The organism is Streptomyces gilvus, assembly GCF_022513565.1.
Taxonomy (GTDB): Bacteria; Actinomycetota; Actinomycetes; order Streptomycetales; family Streptomycetaceae; genus Streptomyces; species Streptomyces gilvus.
In genome coordinates this window covers 43,185-60,524 of the sequence record NZ_JAKWBE010000032.1, presented here as the reverse complement: position 1 = coordinate 60,524, position 17,340 = coordinate 43,185, and the positions used below count along the sequence as shown (strand labels likewise).

Sequence of the window (17,340 nt, the reverse complement as noted above, 5' to 3'; positions counted from 1 at the left end):
CGGGCGCACACGTGCGATGAGATGGTCGGCATGGGGGACGATCCAAGGAGCGATGAATTGCGCACGCATGCACAGCTGTGGGGGAACAAGCGCGCGAGGGCGGGCCGGCGTGGGACGGCCGTCTCGATCGCGCTGCTGACCGGCGTGGTGCTCGTGGGTGCGAGCGCGTGCGGTGCCGGAGGCCAGACGGCGACCACGTCCAACGGCAAGGCGGCCTCGGCGAACGCGGCCGCGGCCACGGGGAAGTCCGGCGCCCACGCCAAGCCGACCACGCCGGCCGGACCGCCGATGCTCCTGGAGTCCATCACCCCGCGCAGCGGTACCACCGTCGGCGTGGCGATGCCGGTGTCGGTGGTCTTCAGCAAGCCGGTCGCCGTCTCCGCACGGGCCGGGATCGAGAAGGCCCTCAAGATCACGACCTCGGTGCCGACCATCGGCGCCTGGCACTGGTTCAGCGACACGCGGGTCGACTTCCGGCCGAAGACCTACTGGAAGCCGGGCACCTCGGTCAGCGTGGACGCCGAGCTGACCGGCGTCACCGACGGCAACGGCCGCTACGGCACGCACAGTTACCACCACGCCTTCACCATCGGCGCCGACAACGAGGCCACCGTGTCGGTGACCGGCCACACCATGCGGGTCACGCACGACGGCACGCTCGTGAAGACCCTGCCCATCGACGCGGGCAGCGCCTCGTTCCCCTCGTGGGACGGCACCATGGCGGTCATCGACAAGGAGGCCGAGGTCCACATGACCTCGTGCAGCGTCGGCATCAGCTGCACCAAGGGCGACCCGAACTACTACGACCTGACCCTCCCGTGGGACGTGCACCTCACCAACTCAGGCACTTACGTCCACTACTCCACCGGCGATCCGTACCCGGGCCACGGCGAGGGCTCGCACGGCTGCGTGCACCTGTCGCTGGCGGACGCCAAGTGGTTCTACGACTTCGTCAAACAGGGCGACCCGATCACCATCACCGGCTCTCCGCGCGGCAAGGCCGCCGGTGACAACGGTTACGCGGACTTCAACCTGTCCTGGTCCGAGTGGCTGCAGAACAGCGGCACCGGCCAGGCGACGACCATCGCCTCCTGAGCCCTCAGCGGGGGCAGCCGCCGCTGCTCCCGCGCACGTGCCGCCCGTCGGGTCCGGTGAGGACCACGCTCACCCCGGTCGTCACGGCCTCCGGGTCGTCGACCAGGCGGGCCTCGGCGACCGTGCAGATCAGTTGCCGGGCGGCGATCGGCGGCAGCGGCCCGGTGCCGGGAGGCAGCCGCAGCGACACCTCGGCGCCGTCCGTGCTCGTCCACGGGGCGGGGACGTGGGTGAGGGCGGTCGTCAGACCGTGCCGTCGGTCCGTCGCGTCCGGACCGTTCAGCAGGAGTTCCAGGGCCGTGGACACGTCGACCGGGTCGCCGATCGGGCGGGGGACCGGGACCAGGCGGTCGTCGCGGACGAAGTAGAGCAGCGCGAACGGCGGGACGCCGGAGGCCGGGTCCCCGGACTGGACCACGCCGGTCGAGGAGATGCCGCACCCCGACAGCAGCACGGCCGCGGCGAGCAGCACGACCCACTTCATGACCGGTCCTCCTGTTCGCTCGTCGGCAGCGGGAGTTCGACGGTGAAGAGGGCGCCGCCGCCGGGGTGGTTGGCCGCGCGGACGGTGCCGCCGTGGAGACGCGCGTTCTCGGCGGTGATGGCGAGCCCCAGGCCGCTGCCCTCGGAGCGGGTGCGGGCGGTGTCGGACTTGTGGAAGCGGTCGAAGACGTGGGGCAGTACGGCCTCGGGCACCCCGGGCCCGCCGTCCCGCACCTCGATCACCGCCCACCGCTCGGTGCTGTCCGAACCGTCCGGGGCGGGCCGTAGGTCTTCGCGCAGGGAGAGCCGTGTCGGATCGGCCCCGTGGCGCAGGGCGTTCCCCACCAGGTTGGCGACGATGACATCCACCCGGCGGGGGTCGACCCTGCCCCGCAGCGCGCCGGGCGCGCGCAGCAGGGTGTCCACCGCGTCCTGCCACGCCCTGGAGATGAGGGTGCGGCGGACCAGTTCCGCGAGGTCGACCTCGTCCAGGTGCAGGGCGGCGGCGCCGGCGTCGAAGCGGGAGATCTCCATGAGGTCCTCCACCAGCCGCGCCAGGTTGGCGGTCTCCCGGCTGATCAGCCGTACGGCGGCCGCGGTGTCGGGGTCGAGGGCGGCGGCGTCCTCGTCGAGGATGTCGGTGACGAACGCCATGGCCGCCAGCGGGGTGCGCAGTTCATGGGAGACGTCCGCGGCGAAGCGGCGGGCCCTGGCCTCCATCCGGCGCAGTTCGGCGACGGAAGCCTCCAGGGCGGCGGCCGTCTCGTTGAACGTGTGGGACAGGTCCGCGAGTTCGTCCGAACCGTGCACGGCGAGGCGGGTGTCGAGCCGGCCCTCGGCGATGCTCCGGGTGGCGAGACGCAGCTCCCGCACCGGACGCAGCACACCCCGGGCGGCCAGCAGCGCGAACAGCACCGCCAGGCCCAGGGCCGGTACGGCCGCCCGCTCCACGGCCGCCACCAGGGCCTGGACGTAAGCCTGTTCGGACGACTGAGGAACCGTCAGGAAGACCGTGAGCCCGGTCGCCACGCGCTCGCCGTGCGCTGCGGCGAACACCACCGGCATGCCGACGACCAGCGAGGAGTGGCCGTGGGAGGTCACCCGCTGGAAGACGGTCGGTGTGTGGGTGGTGGCCGCGGTGCGCAGGGTGGAGCTCAACTCCGGGAAGGAGTCGCGTGGTCGAGAGGTGGCGGTGAGACCGTGATAGGCGACCAGCACCCGCCACTTCCGTGCGGGGTCGGCCTGGGCGACCTCGGTCGCGAACGACGCGAGGGTGCTTCGACCGGGTGGGAAGGCCAGGTCGGGTGCGAGCGTGCCGACACGGCCGCGCAGCAGCCGGATGACCGTGTCCTGGCTCTGCTGGAGGATGCCGGTGCGCGCCTCCCGGAACGTCAGGGCCCCGGTCGACAGCGTGGAGACGGCGGCCACCAGCCCGAAGGCCACGACGAGACGGAGGCGCAGGCCGCGCGGCCGTCGGCGGCAGAGGGACTTGCGCGCGGGCAACTGCTCTGTCACCGCTGGCTGTTGAATCGGTAGCCGAACCCCCGGACGGTCTGGACGTAACGCGGTTGCCGCGGGGGTTCGCCCAGCTTGGTCCGCAGCCGTTTGACGCAGGCGTCCACCAGCCGGACGTCGCCGTGGTAGCCGTGTTCCCAGACGGCCTCCAGGAGTTGCTGGCGACTGAACACGCGGCCGGGGGAGGCGGACAGGGACAGCAGCAGCCGTAACTCGGAGGGCGCCAGCGGGACTTCGGCGCCCGCGCGGGTGACGCTGAGCCCGGCCCGGTCGATGCGGAGCTCGCCGTACGCCTCGGCCGCCGGGCCGCCGGCGTCGGGGGACGGCCCCGTGTCGAGGCGGCGCAGCACGGCGCGGATCCTGGCCTCGAGCACCCGGGCCTGGACGGGTTTGACGACGTAGTCGTCCGCACCGGTCTCGAGTCCGACCACGATGTCCACGTCGTCGCCCATGGCCGTCACCATGATGATCGGCACCTGGCTGTCGGCGCGGATCCGCCGGCACACCTCCAGCCCGGTCATCCCCGGCAGCATCAGATCGAGCACCACGACGTCCGGCCGGAACGCCCGGAGGTGCTCCAGCCCCTCCTCCCCGGTGGCGGCCGCGGCGACGTCGTGCCCCTGGCGGCGCAGGGCCAGCCGGGCCCCTTCGCGGACGCCGGGATCGTCTTCGACGAGGAGCACACGAGGCATGCGCCCAGTATCGGCGCCGCCCGGACCCCGGTCGCGGCGCTGTTACACGATGATCACATAGCCGGGCTGTTGCGGTCCGGTCATATTCCGGACCGGGTCGCGATCACATGGCCGGTCCAGCCTGGGCGTCCATGACCACTTCGACGGGGCCCCGCCCCCGATCAACCCGCCCCAGATCACCCCTGTCCGCCGGCAGACTGTCCGTGACCGGAGCCCTGGCCCTGGGCGTCCTGGTGACCGCCACGGCGACCCTCGGCGCCCCGGCCCTCGCCGCCCAGGAAGCCCCGCCGGGCAGGGCCGGCTTGGAGGTCTCCGACACCCGTACCGTCACGTTGGTGACGGGCGACCAGGTCACGGTCACCACGAGGTCCGGCAAGCCGAGCGTCCTCGCCGTGCGCCCCGCCTCGCGCACCGCCGGAAACGGCGCGTTCCTCTCCTTCCAGGACGGTTCCGGGGACCGCTATGTGATCCCGGCCGCGGCCCAGCCGTACGTCGGCAGGCAGTTGGACCTCTCGCTGTTCGACGTCACCGCGCTGGCCAAGGGGACGCAAGCCGGCCGCGTCCCGGTGACCGTGTCCTACGCCCGGGGCGCCAAGCCGAGCACCCCGACCGGGCTGACGCTGACGTCCACAAGCGGAGCTTCGGCCCGCGGGTACACCACGGCCGCCTCCGGCAGGAAGCTGGCGCGGCTGCTGAAGCAGCGGATCGCCGCCGACGTCAAGGCCGGTCACCAGCCGGGCAGCACCCCGCTGTTCCCGGGAGTCGCCTCCCTGGGCCGCACCGGCGCGGGCACCGAGAGCGCGACGGCCGGAAGCGGCGCCTCGGCCAAGTACAAGCTGAACATCCTCCGGATCACCGCGGAGGACCGGTCCGGCGCCGGGGTCAACGGGCAGGTCCTGGTGACCAACACCGACGACGCCACCATGATGACCGCGGTCCTCCCCGTGGACGACGGCATCGAGAAGGTCGCCGTGCCCTCCGGTCACTACAGCCTGGCCGCGCCGGTGGTGGACTTCGACGCCTCCGGCAACGTCACCGCGCAGTCCCTGGTCACCCTGACCGACCTCGACGTGACCGGCGCGACCAGCACGGACCTGGACGCCCGTACGGCCACGGCACAGGTCACCGCCGCCACACCGCGCCCCGCCACGGCCGACTACGCCGCCGCCACCTGGGGCCGTACCGACGTCGCCAACGGCTCGATCGACTGGGCCCCCACCGCCTCGGCGGTCTCCACCGACACCACCCCCGTCTACGTCAACCCCCAGCCGGCCGCCACCACCGGCAAGGTCGCCTACTACACCCAGTGGTCCGGCCACGGCCCCGCCACCGGCGACCCCTACCGCTACGACCTCGCCGGGCGCCTGACCGACGAGGTGGCGGCCGACCAGCGGATCAAGGTCACCGGCAAGCAGCTCGCCACCGTACGGGAACGCTACGCCCGCGACCCCGCGGCCTCCCCGGACGGCATCATCACCAGCGGTGAACTCGGCCCCGGACTCCCGGCCGCCTTCTCGGCGGCCGTGCCGCAGACCATGCCGGCCCGGGTGACCGACTACCTGAGCGGCAACAACGGCGGCGTCTGGATCCAGCAGTCCTTCCCCGGCAAAAGCCTCGCCTTCACCTCGGGCGACCGCCCCTTCACCGCCGGCCGCACCTACACCCAGGACTGGGCCCGCGGCCCGGTAGGCCTGGGACTGGGCCAGTACACGAACGGCCCGTACGGCGGCTCGGAGTGTTCCGCCTGCGTGGCGGACGGCAACCTGCTGGCCTTCCTCGCCACGACCGACAGCGAGGCCGACCACGCGGGCGGCCCCAGCGTCTACGACGAGCAGCCCGCCGCCTTCGGCGCCCAGCTCTACCGGGACGGCACGCTGATCGACGACCGGACCAACGACTCGGGCGTCTTCGCCGACGGCCAGACGGCGCCCGACGCCCACTACCGCCTGGTCGCCGACCAGGACTTCAGCGGCGACGCCACCCTCAGCCAGTCCACCACCGCCCGCACCGAGCTGACCTTCGGGCTGCCCTCGGCGAGCGACACCGACTCCCTGCTGCCCGACCCGTTCACCTGTGAAGGGCAGTCGGCGGCCACGCCCTGCCGGGTCCTGCCGCTGCTCACCGCGCGCCTCGACCTGGCCGCGGACGACCTGAACACCAGTCACCGGACCACGCAGAGCATGGGCCTGGACATCTCCCACGTCACCTTCGGCGGGGCCGGTTCGCGGGCGGCGATCACCTCCGCCGCCGTCGAGGTCTCCTTCGACGGCGGCAAGACCTGGCAGAAGACCGCCCTGCACGGGTCCAAGGGCCACTACCGGGCCCGCTGGACCAACCCGGCCTCCGCGCGCGGCACCAGCCCGGCGCTCCGCGTCACCGCCGCCGACGCAGACGGCAACGGCCTCACCGAGACCATCACCCACGCCTACTCCGTCGCGGCCACCACCTCATGACGACCACCGTCCCCGACCGGGAGAACCAGGAGAACGAGCCCCGGATGACAGCCCGCCAAGCCCGCCGCAGACGCGTCACCCGCCTGATACGGCCCGCCGTGACCGCCCTGCTCCTCGCCCTCGCCCTGCCCGCCGCCGGCACCGCCCACGCGGCCGGCACCGCGACCGCGACGCCGGCCGTCGAGCACGCCTGCGCCGCCGCCCCCGCCGGACAGGCCCGGTGCCTCGCCCTGGTCCGCACCGACGTCCACGGCGGCCTGGGCGTACGCGGACCGGCCGCGGCCGCCAAGCTCCGCGCCGGCGCGAGCACCGCGGACACCCGACTCCCCGACGGCTACGGCCCGGCCGACCTGCGCGCCGCCTACCGGCTGCCCGCGACCGGCGGCGCGGACCAGACCATCGCCCTGGTCGACGCCTACGACGACCCGACCGCGGAGGCCGACCTCGCCGTCTACCGCGCGACCTACGGACTGCCCCCGTGCACCACGGACAACGGCTGCTTCCGCAAGGTCAACCAGCGCGGTGACACCGCGCCCCTGCCCGCGTCCGGCGCGGTCAGCGGCTGGGCCACCGAGACGGCGCTCGACCTGGAGATGGCCTCCGCCGCCTGCCCCCAGTGCCGCATCCTGCTGGTCGAGGCCGACGAACCCACCATGGGCGACCTGGCCGCAGCGGTGGACACCTCCGTCGCCCTGGGCGCCACCGAGGTGTCCAACAGCTATGGCGGCACCGAGAACCACGGCACGACCGCCTTCGCGAAGGACTACAGCCACCCCGGCGTGGCGGTGGTCGCCTCCTCCGGCGACTCCGGCTACACCGTCCCGAGCTTCCCGGCGGCGTACTCCGGTGTCGTCGCGGTGGGCGGCACCTCGCTCAACCGCGCCGACAACGACCGGGGCTGGCAGGAGACCGCCTGGTCCGGGTCGGGCAGCGGCTGCTCGGCCTGGGTGGACAAGCCGGCCTGGCAGCAGGACACCGACTGCCCCGGCCGCACCATCGCGGACGTCTCCGCCGTCGCCGACCCCGACACCGGACTCGCGGTCTACGTCACCTCCGTGCCGCGCGGCAGCGGCGGCTGGACGATCGTCGGCGGCACCAGCGCCTCGGCGCCGTACGTGGCCGGCGTGATCGCGCTCGCGGGCCACCCCGGCGCCTACGCCGACGCCTCCCGCCTCTACTCCGCGCCGGCGGCGAGCCTCAACGACGTCACCGACGGCTCGAACGGCAACTGCGAGGGCGACTACCTCTGCACGGCGGTTCCCGGCTACGACGCCCCCACCGGCAACGGAACCCCGAACGGACTGGCGGCCTTCTGACCGAACCGCCATGGAGGTGTCCGCGTACGCCGAGCCCGACGGGCGCGTACGCGGACACCGTCGTTCTCCCGAACGACTGCCGGCAGCCACGGGACAACCACCACCGGCCCCCGAGTGTCCAACACGCGTGACGCATCATCAGGTCTCGCCGTGGGGAGACGGGCGAGTCCTCCGATCCCGAAGGGGAAAGCCATGCGCATCCGCCCGGCCCTCGCCGCCGTGTCCCTCGCCACCGCCCTGTCCGCGTCGGCGGTTCCCGCAGCCGCCCACGCGGCGGACCGGGCCGCCACCGGCGACACCACGTTCTCGGACGTCGTCGTCAACGGCGGCAAGGACATCGTGCTCGGCCTGACCACCCAGCGGACCGTCACCATCACCTGGAGAGCCACGGACCCGGACGGCGTCGCGAAGACCTGGGCCTACCTGTGGCACGGCCCCAACACCGACGACGCCGACGGCCACCTGCCCCTGTATCCGCCGCCGGGCACCTGCACGGTCTCGGCCACCGACCCCACCACCTCCACCTGCACCGTGAGCTTCGGGGTGGACGCGAAGCGGGACTTCCACCACAACGGTCTCGCCGGCACCTGGAAGGTGCTCGCCGAGGCACAGGACTCCACCGACGACTGGACGGACGTCGACGTCGCCGGCACGGCGCAGTTCAAGCGGTACGCCACGCTGAAGGTCAACGCCTCGCCCGAGCCGGTGCGGAAGGGCAGGACCATCACCGTCACCGGCAGGCTGACCCGCGCCGACTGGGGGAGCGGGGTGTACACCGGCTACCGGGGGCGGCCGGTGCTGCTGCAGTTCCGCGAGAAGGGCAGCGACACCTACACCACCCTCAAGACCGTCACCAGCGGCAGCGGCGGTTCGCTGAAAACCACCACCAAGGCCAGGACGGACGGCTACTTCCGCTTCGTCTTCGCCGGCACGGCCACGACCGGACCGGCGAAGATGGCGGGGGACTTCGTCGACGTCAGGTGACGCGCCGACGGCCGGTCACAGCGTCCACCGCTGACTGGTGGCACCGGTGCCGGTCAGCTGGACGACGCCGGCGCCCGCGGCTCGGTCCGGCATGGTTCCGCCTCTCCGTCGGGGTCCCGACGTCACGCCGTCGGGACTTCAGTCGGCAATGAGAGCCGGTTGTCTGCCGGAGCGTCAAGAAGCGTGCGGTTGACTTTGTTTGTTCATGAAGGAATGGGCGGGCGGGTATGCCGTGTTGGCGTTTTTACCGTGCGGAACTGTTGACCTTTCGGCTGTCGGTGCTGTTCGTTTGTGTTCGGCTCGCTCAGTGGAGAGGTGCACCGCCATGGAGGTTCCAGCACGCCCGGTCTCGCGCCGGGGGCTGTTCAAGGGGGCGGCGGTCGCCGCCGGCGCCGTCGCCGTCGGGATCGGTACGACGGGCACGGCCGCGGCCGCGGACGCCTCGGTCACCGCGACCGCCCCCGACGGCAGCACCACCATCACGATGTCCCTCACCGGCGGCGCCCTGACCTGGTCGGCCGCCCGCAGGGGCGTGACCGTCGTCGACACCTCGGCCCTCGGCCTGCAACTCGCCGACGGGACGCAACTGGGCCGCGGCGGCACGGTCGTCACCAACTACCAGCACTGGACCGTCGACACCACCTGGACCCCGGTCTACGGCCGCAACGCCACTGTCCGCGACCGGTACCAGGAGATGCGCTGGAACCTCCGGGACACCGCCACCCAGATCGACTTCAGCGTCCAGATCCGCGCCTACCCCAGTGGTGTCGCCTTCCGGTACGTGCTGCTCGACAAGGGCACCGCCACCATCGCCGACGAGCTGACGACGTTCGTCCTCCCCGACGGCACGCTCGTCTACAGCGCCCGGGACGAGGACGCGTACAACCCGGTCGCTCCCGGCTCCATCCCGTCCACCGGCACCTCCACCACCGACACCGGCCCCCTGACCGACCTGCCGCTGACCGCGACGTACGCGAGCGGCGGCACGATCGCCTGCTTCTGCGAGTCCTCCCGTGTCAACTACCCCCGTCTGATGCTGAGTTCGGTGTCCGGACAGCCCAACACACTCGCCGCCCACCTGATGGAGTACACCGCCCGGGGAAGCGGGACCGTCCAGACGACCTCCACCGTCACCACCCCGTTCGCCACCCCCTGGCGCGCGGTGGTGACCGGCTCCACCCACGCCGAACTCGTCGACAACGCCGAGCTGGTGCTCAACCTCGCCCCCGCGAACGCGCTCGCCGACACCTCCTGGATCAAGCCCGGCAAGGTCTTCCGCTGCAACCTGACCACCGCGGCCGGCACCGCCGGAGTGGACTTCGCGGCCGCCCGCGGGCTCCAGTACATCGAGTACGACGCCGGCTGGTACGGCCCGGAGGGCAGCACCACCGACGCCACCCAGCCCATCGACGCCATCGACCTGCCGTCCGTCATCTCCTACGCCACCGGCAAGGGCATCGGGGTCATCCTCTACGTCAACCGCATCGCCCTGACCGACCCCGACAGCCTCTTCGCCCTCTACCGGGGCTGGGGAGTCGCGGGCGTGAAGCTCGGCTTCATCAACGACGGCACCCAGGCCATGACCAACCAGATCACGGGCTGGGCCAGAACGGCGGCCGCGCACAACCTGCTGATCGACATGCACGACGACGTACGGCCGTTCGGCTACGAGCGGACCTACCCCAACTGGGTCAGCCTGGAGGGCGTCCGGGGCAACGAGCACTTCCCGACCGCCTCGCACAACGTCACCCTGCCGTTCGCCCGGAACATCGGCGGGCCGATGGACTACACGATCTGCTACGGCCAGTCCCGCGACCAGACCACCAACGTCCACCAGATGGCGATGGCCGCGGTCTACTACCAGCCGCTCAACTTCCTCTACTGGTACGACTCCCCGTCCAAGTACGCCACCACCGCCAACTGGCCCGGCCTGCCCTGGTTCGACGCCGTCCCCACCACGTGGGACGAGAGCCGCACCCTCGACGGGGCGATCGGCGAGTACATCGCGGTGGCCCGCCGCAAGGGCACCACCTGGTACCTGGGCGCCATGACGAACGAGTCGGCCCGCACGCTGTCGCTCCCGCTCTCCTTCCTCGGCGGCGGCGACTGGACGGCCACGGTCTACGCCGATGGCACCCCCGGCACGTCCGCCTACCAGACCCCCGTCGTCACGAACACCAGCACGGTCACCTCGTCGACCACGCTCACGGTCCCCATGGCCCCGTCCGGCGGCCAGGCGGTGATACTGCGACCGAACTGACGGACTCCGCGGCACGTAGCATGCCGCCGTAGGTCCGGGCGGGTGGGGGAGTGGATGAGCACGACGCGGCGCATGATGCTGGCGGCCTTGGCCGGGGGAGCGTTGACCGCCTGCGGGGCGCCGGAGAGGTCCACCGGACCGGCGGCGGCGACGCAGCCCTCCACCCCCTCTCCCTCCCCCGCGGTCTCCTCCGCCGCCCCCTCGCCCACCATGACGGTCAGACCGGCTCGCCTTCCCGCCGTCACCCGGGCCGAGATCGTCGCGCGGTACGGTCACGCCGTGCCCCGCACCTGGGGCTTCGACGCACCGGGCGTACTGCGTCGGCTCCCCGCCGGTCAGAAGGCCGTCGCGCTGACCTTCGACGCCTGCGGCGGCCGGGGCGGCAGCGGCTACGACCGCGCCCTGATCGACTTCCTGCGCAGGCGCGAGATACCGGCGACGCTGTTCCTCAACTCCCGCTGGATCGACGCCAACCCGGCCGTCTTCCGCCGCCTCGCCGCCGAGCCGCTCTTCGAGATCGCCAACCACGGCACCCGTCACCTCCCCCTTTCCGTGACCGGCCGCTCCGCCTACGGCATCCCCGGCACCCGCAGCGCCGCCGAGGTCTACGACGAGGTCGCCGGCAACCGGGCGAAGCTGACCCGGCTGCTGGGCAGCCCACCGCGTTTCTTCCGCTCCGGCACCGCGTACTGCGACGACGTCGCGGCCGGCATCGTCACCGCGCTGGGCGAACGGTTCGCCGGCTTCTCCGTCAACGGCGACGCGGGCGCCACCTTCAGCCCGGAGCAGGTCGGCACGACCGTCGGCGCGGCCCCGGCCGGCTCCGTCGTCATCTGCCACATGAACCACCCGGAGGGCGGCACGGCCCGCGGCATCGCAGCCGCCGTACCCCGCCTGCTGGCCTCGGGCCACACCTTCGTACGCCTGTCGGAGGCGTGGCACTGAGCGGCGCACGGTCGCGTCCGCACATGACCTTCGTCACTCCTGGGGGCCGGAATCCCTGCATGACATAGCGGAACAGGCCATGTCTTACGCCTAAAACTCTCGTTACGGAACGCGGAAGGCTCTTCTGCCCTCCTTCTGTGCGTAGGAACTGTGCACGGGCAGGAAGTCAGGGACTGAGTGACATGGGTTTGACCAGTCAAACGACCGTATACGCGATGGTGGCGCTGGCCGCCCTCTGTGTGGCGCTGCTGGTCTGGCTGTGGCCACGGTTCGCGAAGCCGGGACTGTGGCATGTGCTGGGCCGGCTGGGCGCCATCGGGGTGACGCAGGTGACCATCGTCGCGGCGTTCGCCTGCGCGGTGAACTCGTCGTACCAGTTCTTCGGCTCCTGGGGCGAGCTGTTCGGCCACGTCGACACCGCTCCCGTCGGTGTGACGCAGGCGGCCGACCAGAACGGCGACGGGGCGGTGAACGGCATAAGCAGCGTCCACGGCTCGCTCGTGCAGCCCGCGAGCAACGACCAGCTCAGCCGGGTCAGCGGACTGCCCAACGGGCCGGCCGCGTCCGTCGGGCGGGTGGAGTCGGTCAAGATCATCGGCAAGCGCACCGGCGTGGTCGACCCGGCGTTCGTCTATCTGCCGCCGCAGTACTTCCAGAAGGCGTACCACCGCCAGCGCTTCCCGGTGATCGTCGCGCTCAGCGGCTACCCGGGGTCCATCTTCAACCTCGCGCAGCACCTGCGGGTCCCGCAGACCGCCGCCGACCTGCAGAGCAAGGGCCAGATGCAGCCGACGATCGTGGTGATGATCCGGCCCACCATCGCCCCGCCCCGCGACACCGAGTGCGTGAACGTCCCCGGCGGACCGCAGACCGAGACGTTCCTGGCCAAGGACCTTCCCGAGGCCATCAAGTCCGTCTACCGGGCGGGTCACTACGCCAGCGCCTGGGGCGTCATGGGCTACTCCTCGGGCGCCAGTTGCGCCCTCCAGCTCACGATGCGCGATCCGCACGTCTACACCACGGCCGCGGCCCTGTCGCCCGACTACAAGGTCAAGGACGACCCCACCACCGGCAACCTCTTCGGCAGCGGCCTGGGCCGCCAGGCCCGGGTCGACGGCCACGACCTGATGTGGCGCCTGCAGCACCTGCCGGCGCCCCAGGTCTCGGTCCTGGTCGCCACCAGCAAGCACGGTGAGAAGGGCTACCCGCAGACCGAGGCCTTCATCAAGGCCGTCAAGGCGCCCATGCGGGTGGCCTCGATCCTCCCGAACAGCGGCAGCCACAACTTCCCCACCTGGGTACGGGAGATGCCCGCCGCCCTGACCTGGATGAACGACCAGCTGACCTTCCCGCAGGACGTCACACCCCAGCCGAAGAAGAAGACGACCGGGGCCCAGGGCGGCACCCCCAAGCCCCGCCCGGACCGCAGCCCCCTCCGCGCGGAGGGCACGGAGCCCAGGCCCACGGCGGCGACGCGCAAGTAGCGGACACGACGGCATGAAAAGGGGGCCGGAGCGAGAGCTCCGGCCCCCTTCGCCGTGGAGCGGTGGGTCCGGTCAGCGGTGGGCCAGCAGCGCTTCCAGCTGCCGCAGGGGCTCCGCGCCCGCGATGCGCAGGACGACCGTGTTCGCGCCGGCCGCCGCGAGGTCGTGGACGCGGGACGCGGCCCGGGCAGCCGGGCCCGAGACCGTGAAGACCTCCTCCTGTGGGCGGCCGAGCCAGGCGGCGTGGCCCTCGACGTGGGGACGCAGGGCGCGGGCCACCTCGTCGGGGTCGTCACCGACGGCCGCGAAGGCGAGGACCGTCAGGGTGTGGTCGGCTGACGCGCCGCCCTTCGAGACGAGCGCGCGGGCGTTCGTCAGGTCGGCGGGGCCGTGGCCCTCGGTGATCACCGTGCCGTCCGCGACCCGGCCGGAGAGTTCCAGGGAGCGGGGGCGTACGACGCCGGCGACGACCGGCGGGACCTCGGCCGGCGGATGGACCAACTGGATCTCGTTCAAGGAGAGTTCCCGGCCCGCCAGATTCAGGCGCTCGCCTCGCAGCAGGGTCCGTACCGAGGTGATGGTCTCCTCCAGCAGGGCCAGGGGGGAACGGGGGGCCACGCCCGCCTGGGCCATCCACTCCTGGACGCCGTGGCCGATCCCCGCCACCAGCCGGCCGGGGAACACCCGGGCCAGGGTGGCCAGTTCCATGGCCAGCAGCGCCGGGCTGCGCAGGGGAGCGGGGGCGATGCCGATGCCCACCCGGACGCGTTCCGTCGCCGCGAGTGCCACGGCCGCCGCCGACACCCCGCCGTTCCAGCCGAGGTCCTCCACCACCCACAGGTCGTCCACGCCGAGTTCCTCGGCCCGCCGGGCGAAGCCGGGCAGGTCCTCCGGGGCCCAGTCGCGGTCGTACATCACACCGATGCGTACGTTCGTCATGACGTTGGAACCTAGGCGCTGGTGACATGTCGATCAACGGCGTATCCGGCCCTGGTGGGGGGGGCGGGGGCCGGGCGGCGGTGGGGTGGTGCGGTTGTCGAGTGTTGGGAAAAGGCGGGCCGGAGCTCGCCGACGCGCCTACGCTCGCGTCGGAGGAGGGTGCCATGGCCGCTCACGCGAAACCGATCGGGATGTGGTGGTTGATCACGCTGGCGGCCGTGACCGCGGCGGTGATCGGAGTCGTCGTGGCCCAGGCCGACTCCGGTGAGGCCTCGCCGCCGGCGCCGGTCACGTCGACCTCCAGCACGCCGCCCGCGGGCGCGCCGAGCACGCTGAACACCTCTCCGTAGGGGGGCGGTTCCCCGCCGGGCCGTGCGTACGCCGTCCTGGGGGCCCGGGTTGCCGGTGGGTTGCCCAACGGCCAAGGAGTTGCCAGGCGTTGGGCAACCGAAGGCCATGGCGCGGTAAGGCTTGGGCGAGGTAGTTGATTCTTTGGCCAACGGTTCTACCCGCATAGACCCTAGCGGTGCTGTCATGCCCACGACTGCCCGGACACCCCGGGCCGATCGTGGGAGACCCCCATGCGTGCCACGCGCCGCCTCACCGCCACGACCACGTCCCTCAGCCTCGGCGTCGCCGGACTGATCCTCAGCACCGGCTCGGCCGCCCACGCCGCCGACTGCTCGCAGGACTACCTGCCGCTGCCCGACCCGACCTGCCAGCCCGGCGCCTACAACCCCGACGTCACCCAGTCCACCATCGACTCCACGATCTGCGTGTCCGGCTGGACCGCCACCGTACGGCCGTCGACCTCGTACACCAACGCGCTCAAGGTCAAGCAGATAGCCGAGTACGGCTACGACGACACCAGTACGTCCGACTACGAGGAGGACCACCTCGTGCCGCTCGAACTCGGCGGCGCGCCCAAGAGCGAGCAGAACCTCTGGCCCGAGCCGCGGTACGGCTCCGAGACCGCGGCGAGCAAGGACTCCGTGGAGACCAAGCTGAAGAAGGCCGTGTGCAACGGCACGGTGGGTCTCGACGACGCCCGTGCGGCCATCGCGAGCGACTGGACCACCGCGTTGTCCTCGCTCGGCCTCAGCTGACCTCGGCGCGCAGGCCATCACGCAGGCCGTCACGCAGGCGACGCAGGTCGTCGGCGTGACGGCCGAGGCCGTTCAGGCGCAGCCGGGCGGCCTCGGTACGGGGGTCGGGGTGGACCGTGAAGGCCAGGTTCAGGGACTCGCGCAGCATCCACAGGTCGTAGGCGAGCAGACGCGCGGCCCGGTCCTGGGCCAGGGCGAGGTCCGGGTCGGTGAGGCGGAGGTCCTGCAGGCGGGTGCGCAGACGGTACAGCGCGATGCTCTGGCGGCCGCAGGCGCGGGCCGTGAGACAGGAGACGGGGCCCGGCTCGCCGCAGGCGGCCACCGCGGCGTCGGCCGGCGACTGCGCGGCCACCGCCTCGTCCAGCACGGCGACCAGGGCCCGAAGCTGAGCCGGGCGCGGCGCCCGGGACGGACCGGGACGGCGGCGGAACTGCAGGAGGCGCGGGAGCCGCAGCGACAGACGGGGTGTGCACATGGCGCCCTCCGGATGGGCCTCCAGTGTGCGCCTTCGGGGGCGGGGTGGGGGATGGCGCGGCGGGGGGCTTTCGGGGTGGGGGCCGCAAGGGGGCGGAGGCCTCTGGGCCTCGGGGTGGGGGCGGAACGTGTCGGAGAACTCGGGGCCTTTCGGGGCGGGGGCCGGAGCAGGCAGGCGGAGCTGTCGGAGTCCTCGGGGTCTTTCGGGGCGGGGGCCGGAAGACGTCGGAGTCCTCGGGGTCGGTCGGGGCGGGGGCTGGAAGACGGCGGAGCCCTCGGTTTCGGTCGGGTGGGGGTCGGAGGGTGTCGGGGCTCTCGGGGTTGGTCGGGGTGGGGGCCGGAAGGGGGCGGGGTTCTCGGGGTCGGTCGGGTGGGGGTCGAAGGGTGTCGGGGCTCTTGGGGGCGGTCGGGGTGGGGGCCGGGAGCGGCCGGGGCCCTCGGGGTTGGTCGGGGTCGGGGTCGGGGGCGGGGGCAGTAGGTGTTGGGGTTCTTGGTGCGCGGGTGTGGGCGGTCGGTTCGGGGTGGTCGTCGGAGTGACGGGGCGGGGGGTGTCTCGGGGGCGGCCTCCTCCGCGGGGAGTAGGGGGTCAGGGGCCGTCTCCTGCCGGGGAGTTAGGACAGGTGACTTCGTGGGCACGATGTGCCGGGAAGGCGCGGGGACCAGGCTGGTTCACGTCAGCCGGAGGGACTTCCCAGGCCCGAGGAGGCGTCATGAACCGCCAGATCCGCGTCCGCGTCAACCGCCGCCCCAGCACGCCCCGCGACACGACCATCGACCGCAGGACACCGTCGGGCCGGATCCTGCCGTACTGACGGCCGTCATGAACTGCCGAGCGGACGGCGCGAGATCGCCGTACGAAGGGCCCGGCGCACGTCCTCCGGGGGCGGCGGGCCCTGGGACTCCGCCACGGCCACGACCGCGGCGGCGACCGCGCGCAGCTTGGTGTTGGAGTGCTGGGAGGCCTCCCGCAGGATGTCCCAGGCCTGCTGCGAGGTGCAGCCGTGCGTGGCCATCAGCACGCCGCGCGCCTGGTCGATGACCGGGCGGGAGACGATCGCCTGACGCAACTGCTCGATCTCCACCCGCAGTTCGTCCAGCTGCTCCGCGCGCTCCAGGGCGACCGCGGAGGTGGTGCGCGGCCCCGCCGTCCGGTCGGACGCGTGCCGCAGCGGGTCCTCGGCGTCCAGCCCGATCAGCTCCAGGATCCGGCGCGGCTGCCCGCTCCAGCGCGTGGCCCGCACCGGGACGCGGTGCCGGCGGCCGTAGGCGTCGAGCTGGTCGAGGAACTGCAGTCCCGCCGTGTCCATGAAGACGACGCCGGTCATGTCCAGATCGACCCCGCTGACCCGGTCGGGGAGTTCCTCCAGTTTCCTGGCCAGGGTGTCCGCACAGCCCCTGACGAGCTCGCCGCGCGGAGTGAGCACGGCGTGCCCCTCCACCACACGGCCGTCGATGACCAGGGTGTTCAACCGCCCTCCGAGAGGTGTGTGTGCCGCAGAGGTCATGTCCGCCTCGCTGCTCCCGACAGTCGTCTCGACGTTGAGTCACCGATCGCCACCGGGTGTGGCCGCGAGACCGTATCGGAGATCCGCGG

Annotated in this window: 15 protein-coding genes; 8 read left to right on the top strand and 7 right to left on the bottom strand. The window is 72.5% G+C overall.

What is annotated here, in order from left to right; genetic code table 11:
• Positions 1-57 precede the first annotated feature (57 nt).
• Complete coding sequence (locus MKW14_RS34175; protein ID WP_240869687.1) at positions 58-1,095, top strand: L,D-transpeptidase; 1,038 nt, start codon at positions 58-60, stop codon at positions 1,093-1,095.
• 4 nt (positions 1,096-1,099) lie between these two features.
• Here MKW14_RS34175 and MKW14_RS34170 read toward each other — a convergent pair whose 3' ends face one another.
• Genes MKW14_RS34170 through MKW14_RS34160 form a run of 3 tightly spaced genes read right to left on the bottom strand, consistent with a single transcriptional unit; the run spans position 1,100 to position 3,785 of the window.
• Positions 1,100-1,579, bottom strand: a complete 480-nt coding sequence (locus MKW14_RS34170) for a hypothetical protein (RefSeq protein WP_240869686.1) — start codon at positions 1,577-1,579, stop codon at positions 1,100-1,102.
• Positions 1,576-3,093: a sensor histidine kinase gene (locus MKW14_RS34165; protein WP_240869684.1), complete on the bottom strand. Its 1,518-nt coding sequence runs from the start codon at positions 3,091-3,093 to the stop codon at positions 1,576-1,578. Before MKW14_RS34165 ends, MKW14_RS34170 begins: the two co-directional genes overlap by 4 nt.
• Positions 3,090-3,785, bottom strand: a complete 696-nt coding sequence (locus MKW14_RS34160; protein ID WP_240869683.1) for a response regulator — start codon at positions 3,783-3,785, stop codon at positions 3,090-3,092. Before MKW14_RS34160 ends, MKW14_RS34165 begins: the two co-directional genes overlap by 4 nt.
• Before the next feature lie 203 nt (positions 3,786-3,988).
• On the opposite strand from MKW14_RS34160, the gene MKW14_RS34155 reads away from it, so the two are divergent.
• The 6 genes from MKW14_RS34155 to MKW14_RS34130 all read left to right on the top strand — a co-directional run bounded on the left by MKW14_RS34155 (position 3,989) and on the right by MKW14_RS34130 (position 13,227).
• On the top strand, positions 3,989-6,238 hold the full coding sequence (locus MKW14_RS34155; RefSeq protein WP_240869682.1) for a hypothetical protein: 2,250 nt from the start codon (positions 3,989-3,991) through the stop codon (positions 6,236-6,238).
• Positions 6,235-7,554, top strand: a complete 1,320-nt coding sequence (locus MKW14_RS34150) for a S53 family peptidase (RefSeq protein ID WP_240869681.1) — start codon at positions 6,235-6,237, stop codon at positions 7,552-7,554. Before MKW14_RS34155 ends, MKW14_RS34150 begins: the two co-directional genes overlap by 4 nt.
• Positions 7,555-7,746: 192 nt before the next feature.
• Positions 7,747-8,538 carry a hypothetical protein gene (locus tag MKW14_RS34145; protein WP_240869680.1) on the top strand — a complete coding sequence of 264 codons (792 nt, stop codon included), beginning with the start codon at positions 7,747-7,749 and terminating at the stop codon, positions 8,536-8,538.
• Between the two features lie 325 nt (positions 8,539-8,863).
• Positions 8,864-10,798: a glycoside hydrolase family 97 protein gene (locus tag MKW14_RS34140; RefSeq protein ID WP_240869679.1), complete on the top strand. Its 1,935-nt coding sequence runs from the start codon at positions 8,864-8,866 to the stop codon at positions 10,796-10,798.
• Between the two features lie 54 nt (positions 10,799-10,852).
• The gene (locus MKW14_RS34135) at positions 10,853-11,743 is read left to right on the top strand and encodes a polysaccharide deacetylase family protein (protein ID WP_240869676.1); all 891 of its coding nucleotides are present in this window, start codon (positions 10,853-10,855) and stop codon (positions 11,741-11,743) included.
• A gap of 182 nt (positions 11,744-11,925) precedes the next feature.
• The gene (locus MKW14_RS34130) at positions 11,926-13,227 is read left to right on the top strand and encodes an alpha/beta hydrolase (RefSeq protein WP_240869673.1); all 1,302 of its coding nucleotides are present in this window, start codon (positions 11,926-11,928) and stop codon (positions 13,225-13,227) included.
• Positions 13,228-13,299: 72 nt separating this feature from the next.
• On the opposite strand, the gene MKW14_RS34125 is transcribed toward MKW14_RS34130, so the two are convergent.
• Together MKW14_RS34125 and MKW14_RS34120 are read right to left on the bottom strand one after the other, a co-directional pair.
• A complete protein-coding gene (locus tag MKW14_RS34125) occupies positions 13,300-14,166 on the bottom strand; it encodes an LLM class flavin-dependent oxidoreductase (RefSeq protein ID WP_240869666.1) in 867 nt (288 codons plus the stop codon).
• A gap of 172 nt (positions 14,167-14,338) precedes the next feature.
• A complete protein-coding gene (locus MKW14_RS34120) occupies positions 14,339-14,497 on the bottom strand; it encodes a hypothetical protein (RefSeq protein WP_240869664.1) in 159 nt (52 codons plus the stop codon).
• Positions 14,498-14,747: 250 nt separating this feature from the next.
• Between MKW14_RS34120 and MKW14_RS34115 the strand changes: the two genes are divergently transcribed.
• Positions 14,748-15,272 (top strand): hypothetical protein, encoded by a 525-nt coding sequence (locus MKW14_RS34115; protein WP_240869662.1) that lies wholly within the window; start codon positions 14,748-14,750, stop codon positions 15,270-15,272.
• Here MKW14_RS34115 and MKW14_RS34110 read toward each other — a convergent pair.
• Positions 15,265-15,747 (bottom strand): hypothetical protein, encoded by a 483-nt coding sequence (locus tag MKW14_RS34110; protein ID WP_240869661.1) that lies wholly within the window; start codon positions 15,745-15,747, stop codon positions 15,265-15,267. The two genes, MKW14_RS34115 and MKW14_RS34110, sit on opposite strands and share 8 nt — an antisense overlap.
• 817 nt (positions 15,748-16,564) lie before the next feature.
• Entirely contained in the window at positions 16,565-17,251 is a 687-nt protein-coding gene (locus tag MKW14_RS34105) for an ANTAR domain-containing response regulator (protein WP_240869655.1), read from the bottom strand.
• Between the last annotated feature and the right edge of the window lie 89 nt (positions 17,252-17,340).

Bases quoted from the DNA above. Each gene is read 5' to 3' on its own strand.
- MKW14_RS34130 (WP_240869673.1), top strand. From the start codon at position 11,926: ATGGGTTTGACCAGTCAAACGACCGTATACGCGATGGTGGCGCTGGCC.
- MKW14_RS34145 (WP_240869680.1), top strand. From the start codon at position 7,747: ATGCGCATCCGCCCGGCCCTCGCCGCCGTGTCCCTCGCCACCGCCCTG.
- MKW14_RS34110 (WP_240869661.1), bottom strand. From the start codon at position 15,747: ATGTGCACACCCCGTCTGTCGCTGCGGCTCCCGCGCCTCCTGCAGTTC.
- MKW14_RS34125 (WP_240869666.1), bottom strand. From the start codon at position 14,166: ATGACGAACGTACGCATCGGTGTGATGTACGACCGCGACTGGGCCCCG.
- MKW14_RS34140 (WP_240869679.1), top strand. From the start codon at position 8,864: ATGGAGGTTCCAGCACGCCCGGTCTCGCGCCGGGGGCTGTTCAAGGGG.
- MKW14_RS34170 (WP_240869686.1), bottom strand. From the start codon at position 1,579: ATGAAGTGGGTCGTGCTGCTCGCCGCGGCCGTGCTGCTGTCGGGGTGC.
- MKW14_RS34160 (WP_240869683.1), bottom strand. From the start codon at position 3,785: ATGCCTCGTGTGCTCCTCGTCGAAGACGATCCCGGCGTCCGCGAAGGG.
- MKW14_RS34150 (WP_240869681.1), top strand. From the start codon at position 6,235: ATGACGACCACCGTCCCCGACCGGGAGAACCAGGAGAACGAGCCCCGG.
- MKW14_RS34105 (WP_240869655.1), bottom strand. From the start codon at position 17,251: ATGACCTCTGCGGCACACACACCTCTCGGAGGGCGGTTGAACACCCTG.
- MKW14_RS34115 (WP_240869662.1), top strand. From the start codon at position 14,748: ATGCGTGCCACGCGCCGCCTCACCGCCACGACCACGTCCCTCAGCCTC.
- MKW14_RS34135 (WP_240869676.1), top strand. From the start codon at position 10,853: ATGAGCACGACGCGGCGCATGATGCTGGCGGCCTTGGCCGGGGGAGCG.